Source organism: Lachnoanaerobaculum sp., assembly GCF_057250505.1.
Genome location: NZ_DBHIEQ010000011.1, coordinates 71,603 through 85,306, shown reverse-complemented (window position 1 = coordinate 85,306; position 13,704 = coordinate 71,603). Strand labels below are relative to the sequence as shown.

Here is a 13,704-nt window from a genome sequence, read left to right as displayed (position 1 = left end):
AACAAAGTAAAGGAAAATAAAATACTATTTTTTTAGTTTTAAAACGAAATGTAAATATCCTCCAAAGCCGCTAAAACACAGGGTTTGAAGGGTATTTTATCTTTCAAAACTGTCAAATACAGGATTCTATATCAAAACTTCAGTATTGGCAAATATGGAAAAAACTACATAATAAAAAGGCCGATTTATGTACCGACCTTTTAATATTATTATTTTTCCAATTCCACATTGACTTCCTTACCGACTATACCTGTAACTTTAACACTTAAGATACATGCCGCACCAATCAATGAAATAACGGCAAATACAATATAAGGAACCGTATACCCTGAGAAGTTGGCTCTAAGTATTGCCAATATTACAAAGGCCATGGACCTTGTGATACCTACAATCATATTCATACAGCTGTAGCTTATAGCAAAATCTCTTCTTCCGAATATATAGCTTGCCATTGAAGGTGGGAAGTTGCCGTTTCCACCTATTGCAAATCCAAGCATTATAATACCTATTGCCATAATTATATTATTACTTGATAACAACAATAATATACCTATAAAGTACCAAATACCGAACAGTATTGATGTTATTCTTGTTCCGATTTTCTGGTCAACTATACCCCAGATTATTGAACCGATAATTCCTATAATAGCCGCTATAGTAACAACATTTATTGCACCCTGTATGCTGTAACCGCGAGTATCCATAAAGAAGCCTACAAGCTGTGACATTATTCCTACTGTGGCAAGACCGAAGCATCCGTATCCTATTCCAAGTATCCATACAAATTTGTTTGTAAGTGCTTCTTTATAACCCATATCTTTAGAATATGATGCCTGTATTCTTTCCTCTTCATGTATTACCTTTGCAACATGCTCATCATTATCAGGCAATGCACCCGCTTCTTCAGGTGTAGACTTTATAAGTACTGCCGTCAATGCCGCAACTATAAGTATTGCCACACCCATCATGGATATTGCCACACTTATATTGAAAAGATTTGTAAAGAAATTCAGTATCTGATTGATAAGCGCACTTGCCAGGTTCATTCCTATTGTTGTAAGTCCCATTACAATTCCCTTTTTTGTCGGGAACCAGTTTGCACATATTGACATACCTACATTAACTGAAAATGCGGAAATGAATGTAATCATTGCTATAAGGAAAACTACATACATCGGTATACTGACCGAATTACCGTAACATATAGTAGATATGCCTGCCAAAACCATAGTAACAACCATTGTATTTTTAGTTCCGAATTTCTTGCAAAATCCGCCCCATATTACACATACCAGCAATGCGATAATCGATGCAGGTGTTGAAAATGCCAATATACTGTTGAGATCCCAACCTCTGAATGCTGCAATCCCTGGTACTATAATGTTGAGTCCGTCAACAGTCATTCCAGTCATAAAGAAGAACCATATAATCTGGAATCCTATTACCGTCCAACCCTTTTTACAAAATGAAAAATCCCCGCCCTTTTTTTGTTTCATTTTATATTCCCCCACTAAATTTTCTTATGTAATTTTAATATCTCAATGAGTGATTTATCTCTGAACTTGGCACATGATGTATTATCATGTCCTTTATAGTCAGGGAAGTTCTTCATCATCTCGTCCACAGAAGGTTGTGCTATTTTTGCATATTCTTCTCTCGGTATATGCTTCCAGTCAGCCATATCTCTTAGCCATACATCTCCACCGTCACCAAGCATTTCCATCATTCCGGTAAGACCTTTAGGATTCCCCAGCTGCATTATCATATTGTGTCCGAAGATTGCCCATCTTATTCCCGGGCCGTAGGTAAGCGCCTTATCGGCATCCTCAGCACTGCATACCCCTCTCATAACAAGATCTATCATCTCTCTGTATACGGCAAGCTGTAGTCTGTTTGCTATAAAGCCCGGACACTCCTTATTTATTATGACTACCTCTTTTCCAAGGCTCTCATAGAACTTCTTTGTCTCCTCTATACACTCTTTGGAAGTCTTATCTGTGTATGTAAGTTCTATAAGCGGAATCAAATGTGGAGGATTGTACGGATGTCCTCCTATACACCTTTCGCCATGCTTTGCTTCCTTTGCAATATCGGATATCAAGAGTCCCGATGTGGAACTTGAATATATCGCATCTGTAAGTGCATATTCTTCTATTTCCTTCAACATTTCTCTCTTTATATTTATTCTTTCAGGTCCGTTTTCCTGAATAAAGTCTACATCTTTTAATGCATCCTTTAATGAGTCAAAAACCTTTACTCTCTCAAGTATATGCTTCTTTTCCTCAGGTGTAACAAGTCCCATATCTATAAGCGTGTCTACATTCCTGCTTATATTATTTATACCTGCATCAAGTGCATCCTTTGATATATCATATAAATTTACTTCAAGTCCGTTTTTAGCAAATAAAAGCGCAAAGCTTGCTCCTATTACTCCTGCTCCTATTACAGCTACTCTGTTTATTTCTCTCATTACATACACCTCTCAAATACTGCCGCTGCACCCATTCCACCACCTATACACATGGTAACAAGAGCATATCTCTTATTGTTATCAATCAAATAGTCAAGCGCCTTACATGTAAGAAAAGCTCCTGTCGCTCCCATAGGATGACCAAGCGCCATGGCTCCTCCATATGGATTAAGTTTGCTCTTATCCAGTTTCAGCTCATCTATACACGGAATAACCTGCGCGGCGAAAGCCTCATTTAACTCGTACACATCAATATCTTCTATTGTAAGACCTGCCTTTTTTAATGCCTTTGGGACCGCCTTTATAGGACCAAGTCCCATAACTGTAGAATCCACACCTGTCACCGCATATCCGATAAGTTTTGCTATAGGCTTGATATTCTTCTCCTTTGCCATATCTTCACTCATCACCGCTACAAATGCTGCGGCATCCGATGTCTGAGATGAAGTTGCCGCTGTGACATTTCCTCCGTCTTCTTCCTTTATAAAGCATGGCTTCAAGCTCTCAAGTCTCTCCATAGTCGTATCCTCTCGAATACCCTCATCTATATCAAATACCGTACTCTTACCGTCTCTTTCCACTTTCACAGGTATAATTGATTTTGCAAGCTTACCTTCTTTTCTTGCTTTTGCCGCCTTTTTATGAGACTCAAGTGCAAGTTCATCCATCTGCTTTCTGCTTATATTATATCTTTTAACTATATTCTCAGCAGTTATACCCATTGCCATATATGCACCCGGAGCATACTCGTTCAGCCATTCATCCTGATACTCTACCGGATACGGCTCAAATGTATCAGTCATATCTTCAACTCCGCCTGCCATAATCATATCGGCCTGATTTGCACAGATACTTCCGCATGCATATGCAATTGCCTGCAAGCTTGAAGAACAGAATCTGTTGATACTTACTCCCGATACCGACTCCGGCATACCGGCTCTTACAGCAATACTCTTTGCTATATTCATTGATGTCTGCTTATGCTGAACCGCACATCCGACTATTACATCCTCAACATCCTCTTTCTTTAAATTAGGTACTTTCTCTACTACTCCGTTAAGTACCTGTGCCGCATATTCAATAGGATGTACTCCTACCAAACTGCCTTTAAATGCTCTTGCTACCGCCGATCTTCCATAACCTACTATTACTGCTTCCTTTGCCATTTGTTTTCCTTTCAAATCAATTCGTTCTTTCGTTCTTTATAATTGTCTATATATTAACATACACATTTTATACAATGAAATTCTAATTAAATTTGTTGTTATATTAAATTTGCATAACAATTATTTTCTGCTATAATGGTGTTATAAATATATTTTCATATAAATTATATTTTGTATACACAAAAAATATTTTTATTGCGAAATAACGAACTTATATTTAAGGAGGATTTTATGAACTTAAGTAGAATTCATGAGTTTCTTATACTTGCAGAGCATTTGAATTATTCTAAAGCTGCTAACTTACTTTACCTAACACAACCTGTTTTAAGTAGACATATACACGCCTTAGAAGAAGAACTTAACGCTCAACTATTTGTTCGCGATACTCATAAAGTGGAGTTGACAAATATAGGAAGACTATGTGAAGAAGAATTCACAAAATTGATGGAATGCTATAATGAAGTTATGAGAAATATTACTGAATTAACAGATACTAAAAACTCCACGCTATCTGTCGGTATACTTGGAAGAGCTGCAAAACCTTTTATTGTGCAATTTTCAGATACATTTAATCTGAATCATCCGAATATAAATATCGAATACACTTCCACAGATTTGGCTCCGCTTATAGCCGGTGTTGAAAACGATACATATGATGTAGCTTTTATTTCTCATATAGACGCCTCAAGGTTTACAAATTTTGAAGTAAAACATATTTCCTATGATCGTTTATGCGTTATAGTCCCAAGGAACTCAAAGTTCGTAGGTAGAGATTCCATAAGCATAAGTGAACTTGATAATGTGGATATGATATCATTTCAAAAAAACGACAACCCGAATGTAGCACATTTCCATGATACACTTTTTGAAAAGTTTAATGTCAAACCTAATATAGTAAGATATGTCAGCAATGTTGACTCGGGATTATTTTACTCCGATCTTGGAGAGGGTGTCTTCATAATACCTAAGCATTTGACATTTATGGCTACAAATCAACCTATAGTCAATATATCAGACCCTGAAGCTAAAATTTCACTGTCGCTTATATGGAAAAAAAATAATACTAAAGGATCATTAAAGACATTTATACATTCTTTCACCAATTTTCATAAAGAAATATTTAACTAAAAAAGTGGGTTATACAACTAACCCACTTTTTGATATAAAATACCTCTAGTCCAATTCTTCCGGAAATTCACATTTGAATCTTCTTTCAAATTCCTTTTTAAGTTCATCTCTAAAATCAGGATGTGCAATATTTATAAGAAGTATTGCCCTTTCCCTCAAACTTCTGCCTTTTAAATGTGCGATTCCATATTCCGTTACAACATAGTCAACATCATTTCTGCTCGTCGTAACCGCTGCACCCGGTTCAAGGAATGCAACTATTTTTGACTTATGATTTTTGGTAACAGAATGTGTTGCAATAATCGATCTTCCATGTTTTGCCAGTGAACATCCTCTTACAAAATCCACCTGTCCGCCTACAGCGCTGATCTGAAAAAGTCCTACCGACTCTGAACAAACCTGTCCTTGCAAATCTACTTCAACACAAGAATTTATAGATACCATATAGTCTTGTTTTGCAATAATAAATGGATCATTAGTATAATCAACTCTTTTAAATAAAAAATTTGGGTTATGATCTATGTAGTCATAAAAAGCTTTTGTACCCATACCAAATGAAGCAACCGTAACGCCTTTATCAACCAACTTATTTTTATTTGTTACAGCACCGCATTTCATCAAATTGACTACTCCGTCACTTATCATCTCTGAATGAATTCCCAGATTCTTCTTATGCTCAATAAAGCCACATACTGCATCCGGTAATGCACCAATTCCAAGCTGAAGTGTGTCTCCATCATTGATCAGCTTGGCACATTGTTCTCCTATCTCCCTATCTATCTCTGTGATCGGTGCTACGGGCATCTCTCTAATTGGTGCAGAGTACTCTACAAAACAATCAATATCTTCTACACTTACTACCGTATCTCCATATGTGTATGGCCAATACTCATTGACTTGAGCTATAACAAGTGATGCACTATCAAGTGCCTGTCTTGTATAGTCACACGAAAGACCAATACTTACATTGCCATCTTCATCCGGAGGAGTAACCATCAGCATACACACATCCGCCTTGATAGGACCATTCTCTATCAGTCTTGGCATTTCAGAAAAAAATATAGGTGTAAAATCGGATTTCCCATCTCTTACAGAATTTTTTGAAGCTGCACTTACAAAGAGTGAATTGTGATGTAAATGGCCCTCCATTCCTTCTTCATAACAATATCTATGTGGTCCTGTAGAACCCATATGGCAGATTTCGACATTTTCAAACCACTCCTTATTGTTACACATAATATCTACAAGATAATCCGGTTCACTCATTGACATACCAAAGAAAACTCTCGAGTTTGGCTTTATCTTTTTTAAAGCCTCCTCGGCACTCATTACCTTACTTTTATATATCTCTTTATAATCCATATCATTTCCTCAGTATTCATATTATTAAAAATGCAAACACCATAATAATACAGTGTTTGCACTAGATTTAAATTTAAGATGTTGCTACAAGTCCGCCGTCAGGATAAATTGTTGTAGCGGTAACCATATCAGAAGCTGCAGATGCTAAGAATATAGCAGGTCCTACTACATCAACTTCGTAACCGATTCTCTGTGCAGGTAATGCTGCCGCAATTCCGTTTCTTACGTTCTCATCAGGTGGCAAAAGTCCGACCATCATCGGCGTATATGTAATTGTAGGTCCGATTGTATTAACCTGAATATTCGGTCTAAGATCTGCTGCAAATGCCTTTCCAAGCATCTCTACAGCACCCTTTGTGGTGTTATATGCAACATTCCCCATGCCGCCGTTTCCAACTATTCTGATACCTCTTACAGAACCGATATTTATGATCTTTCCGTATCCTGCACATGGTGAAGGCTTTCCTGATTCAAAATCCTTCTCATTGTACTTAACACCGTCTGACGTATTGTTCTCCTTCATCCAGTTTCCGAAGTATCTGCATGTATACATAAGTGATGTAATATTTGTATCCATCATCTTATCCCAGAAATCATTGTCGATTTCCCAAGAGAACATCTTTTTGTTAATACCCTGTGAATTTACAAGTATGTCGCAACCCCCAAGTCCCTCTTTGCTTACACAAAAGTCTCTGGCCGCTATTACTTCGCTCTCCTTAGAAGCATCACATACAAAATACTTTACTACCGAATTGGCTGCCTTTTTTGCCTCTATTTCTTTAACAGCTTCCTTCAGTGCATCTTCTCTTCTTGAAAGAATAAGTACATCGGCACCGTTTGCGGCATAACCCTCAGCTATAGCCTTACCGAATCCGCCTGCACCGCCGAATATTACGGCTTTCTTTCCGGTTAAATCAAACATCTTTGTTAAATCACCACTATATACGTTTGGCATATCCAAATCCTCCTTTAAAATTTGTACCAATCAGGTTCATTACTGTGTTCAAACTCATAAGGGTTCTCTATCTCGCCCTTTTGTACCTTCTCAAACCATTCTCCTGCTCTCTTTGGCATCTCTCTCCATGATTTTGCAGTCTGTGGTTCCTCCATATCCTTGGTAGCATATCTGTAATCATTTACTCTGCTTATGTATTTTTCATCCTGCTGTGATGAGTTCTCATCGCCAAGTTCTCCTGCAGCCACTCTAAGAAGTGATCCGTACTGCTCACTTACGGTATGAAGCTTCAAATCCTCTACCAACAATTTCTGCAACGGTCTCTTAGCCAGATCCGACATTATTGTTCTGTTCTCATATGACATTGTCTTCCACATTCTGGCAATTTCCCAAGCTCTCTCTACAGCCTTTCCCTTTGCCACAACTTCACTCACCATTCCGTAGTCAAGCATCTGCTGTGCGGTAAACTGTCTGCTGGTCATCATATAGTAGTTTCCTCTTTTTGTGCCGAAGTAATGCTGACACATAAGTCCCATTCCGTCTCCCGGAACAAGTCCGCCCTGTGCGTGAGGAACTTCAAGTTTTGTATCCTCTGTACAGATAGTTACATCACAAAGCATTGCACTGTCCCAGTGGAATCCCGGTCCGGGAATAGCACCGATTGTAGGTACCTGTAAATCAAAAACCATATTTTTAATCAGGTTTGTATCATCAAAATACTGATGCTCAAATCTTTCTCTTGGCAACTTTGAATATGTCTCCCATCCGTTTGCATCGGACTCTATCATCCAGTTATCACCTATATGTGTGTAAATAATGATCTCGTTCTGATAATCAAGTGACAATACTCTGGTAAGCTGGCTCATAGCTCTATGTGACATTCCTGAATGATGCATAGGACCGTCATTTGTTTTCCATGTCACCTGTACGATGCCGTCTTCTCTTTTCAAATCCGCAAAAGCTTTGAACCACTCCTTGTATTCATCGAATTGCGGTAATTTTACATAATCTGCTAATGGTTGCATAAACACCTCCATATTTTGTTGAAATACGATATACTTTTTATATAAGTACTATATCACGAGATATATGATATACGGAAATTCCAAAATATTTTCTATTATGTCATTTTTGTATAGCATAATATATTATTTTTTCTCACCCATTCCTTTGGCTTCAAAGTATGTTCCGCCAAGTTCTTCTCTCAACTTTCTCTTTGCAACTTCAAAGTCCTCAAGCCTTATTGCCCTCAGTTCTCTGAGTTGTTCTTCTCTGTTAAACTCCTTAAGACCGAGTATCTTTCTTGCCTCCGCAGGTGTGGCAATCTTTTTATCTGCCGCCTTTGCAATTCTTACAGCTCTTTCTACAAGCATCTTATTTGTTGCAAAAATCTTTTCACCTTTTTCATCTTTACCGTATATCACATTGTCTTCCATACCGACTCTTATATTTCCGCCGTTTGCAAGTGCAGACAACATAACAGGTATATGTCCCTTTCCTACACCGAATGCCGACCATGTTATTTCCATAGGTAATTCACCGTGTAACTGCAATCTTCTTATATATGCAAGCATCTCTTCAACATCAGCACATTCAGCGTTCATTCCTCCTACTACACCTAGACAAAGCTGGAAATGAAGCGGTGCTTTTACGATACCTTTTTTCCAATAAACTCCTACCGCTCTTATCATTCCCAGATCAAACACTTCAAACTCAGGCTTGATATCCACTTCCTGATACAAATTTCCAAGAGTTGTCAAAAATGTAGGTGAATTTGAGAATATTCCTCCCGGTATTCCCCAGTTAAAGCTACCTGCATCAAATGTACCCATTTCAATTCCCGGTACCATCTTGTGATGCAACATTCTGAGTGCATTTCCATAAGGTGAATCATCAGATACTCTGTTATCTCCTGATGATGTACAGTTAACTATCACATCACAGTCAGGATAATTTTCTCTTAATATCGATATTGTCTGATAAAATTTTACAGGATCCATAACACCCATTCCTGCATCATCTCTCATATGTAAGTGAACTATTGATGCTCCCGCCTTATAACATTCATACGCATCCTTTGCTATCTGCTCCGGTGTCTCCGGCACATCATATCCTTTTGGTGTTATCGCTCCTGTAAGTGCCGCTGTTATAATTACCTTATCCATTGTCTATCTCCTATCTAAATATATTCTTTGGGTTTTCACTAAAGATCTTCTCAATTACACTGTTACTTATTCCTCTTTTTTCCATAATAGGAATAACCTTTTTCCCAAGTGTACCAAGGTTTGCATCTTTCATTGCTTCTTTCATAATATCGTTCATTATATTTTCTCTGCCAAGCTGGACATTCACTGTGTCATGACCCACTAAAATCTTATCCTCGTAACCAAGCGCTATAAGCTTTTCTATCAAATCAACTCTTTCCTCATCAGTGGGAGTACCGAATAATTTCCCTTGAAGTCCAAATCTGTCAAGATTTAAATATACACCTTGCCCAAGCACACTCTTGTGGTATTCAATATCTGTATTTCCACACATATGTCCTATAGCTATCTTTTTCTTGTCAGCACCTTTACCAATCAGAAGTTGTGCCTGTTCCTTTCCCATAGTTCCACTCTGTGTATGTGTGATTATAACTGCTCCTGTTTCTTTCTGTGCTCTTGCAGCCGCATTAAAAAAGGCTTCCTCAATCTCTGTAATTCTATTCTTACTTGATGCCAACTTAATAACTCCGGCCTTTATATCTGTTCCTTCAATACCTTTTGTGAGTTCCTGCACATACATCTCAAAAATCTCATCTTCTATATTCGTAAATTTTTGTCTGAACTTCCAATATGCAAATGCACTCTCTTCTTCATAGTAATAACCTGTGGAACATATAATATTTACACCTGTCTCCCTTGAAAGTCTCTGCAAAAATCTGACATTTCTGCCACATTCATTGGTAGTAGCATCTACTATTGTATTCACTCCATAGTCAGTAGCCTTTTTCAATTCATTCTTGCATATCTTTAATGACTTTTCCTCATCGAATCTTCCCAAGCTCATATCACCTTGATATCCACAAAATCCAAAAAGAAAATGTTCATGCATCAGACATCTTTTTATATCCTTTACGTCCCTTTTACCCAGTACTGTCTCAATCAAAACGACACCTCCTCTCTTTATTAGTATATCAACCAAAAAGATTTATAAAAAGACTTTAGAATAAGTTAGTTATTCATAAAACTGTGGCTATTATACGATAATGGAATTATAGCTTTTGAGAATATAAAAAAGGCCGCCAAAGTTTGACGGTCTTTTTACCTTGATTTTAAATATTATTTTTCTCTACAATATCTATTAGCTAAATAATCATCCACCTCGTCAACAAATTTTTTAAAAAGTTTATTGCAGAACTTGCTGTGGATAAATAAGATGTCTTTTTATTTACTGCTATCATAAATCTGCTGCACAGTTTCAAGCTCCTTATTTGGATCTGCACCGGCCGCCACATTTTGCATCGCAACATGAATCGCCTTTTCTACCTCACTGTTTGACAGTTTTCTGCTGCCTGCCGCATCTGCAACATACTTGTTTACATCATCAATTGACTGTTGTTGCAGTTCTCCATCAATGGTACCCTTATACTTTATTTCATTTGATACAGGAGAACCCTGTAAATAGTTCACCCAATACTGCTGACCCCAACCGTCAGACAAATACTCTATAAACTTCATTGCCGCTTCTGCATTCTTACAGTCTTTATTGATGCATACCATCAAATCAACACCTGATGTTCCAAGTCTTTCTCCGCTGTCAGACACTGATGGGAAGGGCTCCATACCTATAACGTCTTTCTTGTTTCCAATTTCAGTTCCTACAATCTCGGTATTCGATGTAGATGTAGGTCCCAAGTGCCAAGAACCTGTCATAAAAAATACTGATTTTCTTGCAAAGAAATATTGATCTCTTGCATCAGGATATGTAGCAATTCCTAAGGCTCCATCTTCAAAAATGCCATCATCAAACATCTTTTTCCATGCGTTCATAGTGTCCACAAAGCACTTATCCGTCCATTTTCTATCCCCCTTTTCAGCCTCATATACAGCCCCTTTTTCAAATTCATTTGAAGACTGAACGAACCAGTCCGTATTAATCCAATCATCAGAAGCTCCTGCTGCAACACATACATATCCCTTAGCTTTTGCCTTATCTGCCGCATCCTTTAGTTCAGCATAGTTTGTCGGAACTTTTTCAATTCCACATTCATCCATTAAAGTTTTGTTATACATCAAGGTTGTCATTCCTGCAATAAGCATCGGCATTCCTACCAATGTGCCGCTTTTAGATGTACTCTGAGATACAGCATTTGTATTTATTTTATCCTTCCAACCGCTCCAATACTGATCTGCCGCAGATCCCATATCCATAGAAAACTTTGAGTATTGTTCCATCATCGGTCCTGTTGTCATCCCGAAAAGATCCGGCCCGGTACCTGAAGCCATTGCCACCTGCAACTTTTCAAAGAAATCATCCTGCTCAGTCCTTGTATACTCGATTTCAATATTAGGATTCTCTTTCTCAAACTCTTTAATCATCTCATCTGACTGATCATTTGTAGGAAGCCAAGACCAAAATGTAAGTTTTACCTTTCCATCAGATGTGTCTTTGCTCTCTTTCTCCTGACTCTTTGCAGCGCATCCTGCCATTCCAAACAACATAGTTGCAGACACTGCAATTGCAACAAACCTCTTTAATGTCTTTTTCATTTAACCCTCCTCATAAAACACATATGCCTTTTGGCATTTATTTTCGTACAAACATCTTTATAATATATATAATTACCTTTCAGTGTATATGTAACCCTTTATACTTAGATGTTGCAAGTATAACTTATATACAAAATTACTTTGAACATTTATATATTCATAAACTTCTCCGTCAACTATAAGTTTATCCACATTACCGCATCTTATTCTATAAATTGAAAAATCCTCTCTACCCGGTTTAACAGATATTCTCTTATCTTCATTGTATGCAACAATTAACTCACTGACCTTAGGTTCTGAATGGAAAATAATTTCTTCAGCAAAATCCGTATTTTTAACTTTGTCTGTCAATATAAAAATATCTTCATTTGACTTAATACCTTCTTCCCCGATAAAAGTCTTATCCACATCATAATATTCTCTTAAAAAAGCTAAATTGTTACCTTCTAAGTTTACAGTTTTTACAATTGACAAACTGTGGAGCATAACTTCAGTAAAATATGGTTTTATTCCTACCCTAAAGCTTCTATCAAAGCACTCAGACACTGAAAACTTGACCTTAATACAATCATCAATCAATATCCTATAGTTTTGATAAGTCTTATATATTGCAAACAAATGCGGCACTGAATATATAAAGTCCTTTAAAAAGTTTATAGTATCTATTAACCTTTCAATTCCTTCAATACATTCATAAATACATAAATTTCTTTTTCCACTATGAAGCTCCATCTTTACATAATTTCTCTCATCAATATATGCCAAGTACAAATCATACCTGCATCCGATATGTTGTTTTTTTGCCGAGAGCCAGACTTCAGCCTTTAAGCATTTCTCATTTATTTCAAGAAAAACTTGAGAAATTATCTTTATGTTTTCTACCTGTATCCATGCTTTTTTAGGAACTTCAACATCATGCTGTGTCGGTCCAAAACAAATCATCTTATCACCGCTAAAAAGTATCCTGTCAACCCTCATTTCTCTTTGTTCCTTAGCGGCAACCAACTCTTCATCGGCTCTTCTTCCATGATAGACAATCCAGTCATCCACCATATTCGGTGCCTTCACAATTACATTGTGTCCGGTGCCTTCCACCACATCATTTTTTCTCAAAACCGGTTTCCATTCATAATCAGACGGTAACTTTTTCCAAGTCATATCCAATAAACTTTCTTTTACTTTTGCAACTGCACATCCGACAAAGTAATCCACATTCAAATATGCATTGGCTGAATATGTCAAAAAGCACTTATCTCCATGTACCACCGTTGCCGCCCCCTCTAAAGTGTACCAATCACGTCCGTCGTTAAATCTGTTCTTTTGAAATATCTCCTGCTCAATGCTCGGCAGTAAAACAACTTTTCTTTCACCTGCAAACTCTAATGGGGATAGCATCTTATCCATAACTATAATTGTTCCGGCTTTTTTTTCATCAGTCCCTATAATATTGTTTACAGAATAAAACATATACAACTGACTGTTCCAAATAACAGGATGTGCATCAATGGAAAACTCATCAAAAAATGTTTTCTGCCAAATAAATGGTCCCTTAGGATTATCCGCCACAGCTACCTTAAGCCAAATGTTATGTCCTTCCACCTCACCAATCCTTATATTTGAGTAATACATATAAAACTTACCGTTAATATATATAACCGCAGGTGCCCAGTAATCTTTATATCCCTTTTCAGAAATGCAAAGCCCCAGATACTCCCAATTTACCAAGTCACTTGATATACTTAAATTCACTCCTTTTGCATCTGTTGAATAACAATAATATTTCCCACACCACCTAAGTACAAAAGGATCAGGATTTGTATGCCTTTTACCGTCTTTAAATTTAACCGGATTGCAAAACTGATTCTCACTCAT

At 37.2% G+C, this 13,704-nt stretch carries 11 protein-coding genes; 1 reads left to right on the top strand and 10 read right to left on the bottom strand.

What is annotated here, in order from left to right:
- Positions 1-209 precede the first annotated feature (209 nt).
- Genes ACO6FI_RS06595 through ACO6FI_RS06585 form a run of 3 tightly spaced genes read right to left on the bottom strand, consistent with a single transcriptional unit; the run spans position 210 to position 3,636 of the window.
- Entirely contained in the window at positions 210-1,496 is a 1,287-nt protein-coding gene (locus ACO6FI_RS06595; RefSeq protein ID WP_485456658.1) for an MFS transporter, read from the bottom strand.
- Between the two features lie 14 nt (positions 1,497-1,510).
- Positions 1,511-2,470, bottom strand: a complete 960-nt coding sequence (locus ACO6FI_RS06590) for a 3-hydroxyacyl-CoA dehydrogenase (protein WP_485456657.1) — start codon at positions 2,468-2,470, stop codon at positions 1,511-1,513.
- A complete protein-coding gene (locus ACO6FI_RS06585) occupies positions 2,470-3,636 on the bottom strand; it encodes a thiolase family protein (RefSeq protein WP_485456656.1) in 1,167 nt (388 codons plus the stop codon). Before ACO6FI_RS06585 ends, ACO6FI_RS06590 begins: the two co-directional genes overlap by 1 nt.
- Before the next feature lie 231 nt (positions 3,637-3,867).
- On the opposite strand from ACO6FI_RS06585, the gene ACO6FI_RS06580 reads away from it, so the two are divergent.
- Positions 3,868-4,764, top strand: coding sequence for a LysR family transcriptional regulator (locus ACO6FI_RS06580; protein WP_485456655.1), 897 nt, complete (start codon positions 3,868-3,870; stop codon positions 4,762-4,764).
- Positions 4,765-4,809: 45 nt separating this feature from the next.
- Here the strand turns inward: ACO6FI_RS06580 and ACO6FI_RS06575 are convergent, their stop codons facing one another.
- The 7 genes from ACO6FI_RS06575 to ACO6FI_RS06545 form a co-directional block, all read right to left on the bottom strand.
- Complete coding sequence (locus ACO6FI_RS06575; protein ID WP_485456654.1) at positions 4,810-6,126, bottom strand: acetyl-CoA hydrolase/transferase family protein; 1,317 nt, start codon at positions 6,124-6,126, stop codon at positions 4,810-4,812.
- 73 nt (positions 6,127-6,199) lie between these two features.
- Positions 6,200-7,081 (bottom strand): SDR family NAD(P)-dependent oxidoreductase, encoded by an 882-nt coding sequence (locus tag ACO6FI_RS06570; protein ID WP_485456653.1) that lies wholly within the window; start codon positions 7,079-7,081, stop codon positions 6,200-6,202.
- A gap of 14 nt (positions 7,082-7,095) precedes the next feature.
- Positions 7,096-8,106 (bottom strand): enoyl-CoA hydratase/isomerase family protein, encoded by a 1,011-nt coding sequence (locus ACO6FI_RS06565; RefSeq protein ID WP_298054963.1) that lies wholly within the window; start codon positions 8,104-8,106, stop codon positions 7,096-7,098.
- 123 nt (positions 8,107-8,229) lie between these two features.
- Positions 8,230-9,246 carry a beta-keto acid cleavage family enzyme gene (locus tag ACO6FI_RS06560; RefSeq protein ID WP_485456652.1) on the bottom strand — a complete coding sequence of 339 codons (1,017 nt, stop codon included), beginning with the start codon at positions 9,244-9,246 and terminating at the stop codon, positions 8,230-8,232.
- A gap of 10 nt (positions 9,247-9,256) precedes the next feature.
- Entirely contained in the window at positions 9,257-10,228 is a 972-nt protein-coding gene (locus tag ACO6FI_RS06555) for a phosphotriesterase family protein (protein ID WP_485456651.1), read from the bottom strand.
- A gap of 278 nt (positions 10,229-10,506) precedes the next feature.
- Complete coding sequence (locus tag ACO6FI_RS06550; RefSeq protein WP_485456650.1) at positions 10,507-11,832, bottom strand: ABC transporter substrate-binding protein; 1,326 nt, start codon at positions 11,830-11,832, stop codon at positions 10,507-10,509.
- A 72-nt stretch (positions 11,833-11,904) separates the two neighbouring features.
- On the bottom strand, positions 11,905-13,704 hold the full coding sequence (locus ACO6FI_RS06545; protein ID WP_485456649.1) for a glycoside hydrolase family 43 protein: 1,800 nt from the start codon (positions 13,702-13,704) through the stop codon (positions 11,905-11,907).

What these genes read in the sequence shown, in the direction of transcription:
- ACO6FI_RS06545 (WP_485456649.1), bottom strand. Translation starts at nt 13,704, where the DNA reads ATGAGTGAGAATCAGTTTTGCAATCCGGTTAAATTTAAAGACGGTAAA.
- ACO6FI_RS06585 (WP_485456656.1), bottom strand. Translation starts at nt 3,636, where the DNA reads ATGGCAAAGGAAGCAGTAATAGTAGGTTATGGAAGATCGGCGGTAGCA.
- ACO6FI_RS06580 (WP_485456655.1), top strand. Translation starts at nt 3,868, where the DNA reads ATGAACTTAAGTAGAATTCATGAGTTTCTTATACTTGCAGAGCATTTG.
- ACO6FI_RS06565 (WP_298054963.1), bottom strand. Translation starts at nt 8,106, where the DNA reads ATGCAACCATTAGCAGATTATGTAAAATTACCGCAATTCGATGAATAC.
- ACO6FI_RS06590 (WP_485456657.1), bottom strand. Translation starts at nt 2,470, where the DNA reads ATGAGAGAAATAAACAGAGTAGCTGTAATAGGAGCAGGAGTAATAGGA.
- ACO6FI_RS06560 (WP_485456652.1), bottom strand. Translation starts at nt 9,246, where the DNA reads ATGGATAAGGTAATTATAACAGCGGCACTTACAGGAGCGATAACACCA.
- ACO6FI_RS06570 (WP_485456653.1), bottom strand. Translation starts at nt 7,081, where the DNA reads ATGCCAAACGTATATAGTGGTGATTTAACAAAGATGTTTGATTTAACC.
- ACO6FI_RS06575 (WP_485456654.1), bottom strand. Translation starts at nt 6,126, where the DNA reads ATGGATTATAAAGAGATATATAAAAGTAAGGTAATGAGTGCCGAGGAG.
- ACO6FI_RS06595 (WP_485456658.1), bottom strand. Translation starts at nt 1,496, where the DNA reads ATGAAACAAAAAAAGGGCGGGGATTTTTCATTTTGTAAAAAGGGTTGG.
- ACO6FI_RS06550 (WP_485456650.1), bottom strand. Translation starts at nt 11,832, where the DNA reads ATGAAAAAGACATTAAAGAGGTTTGTTGCAATTGCAGTGTCTGCAACT.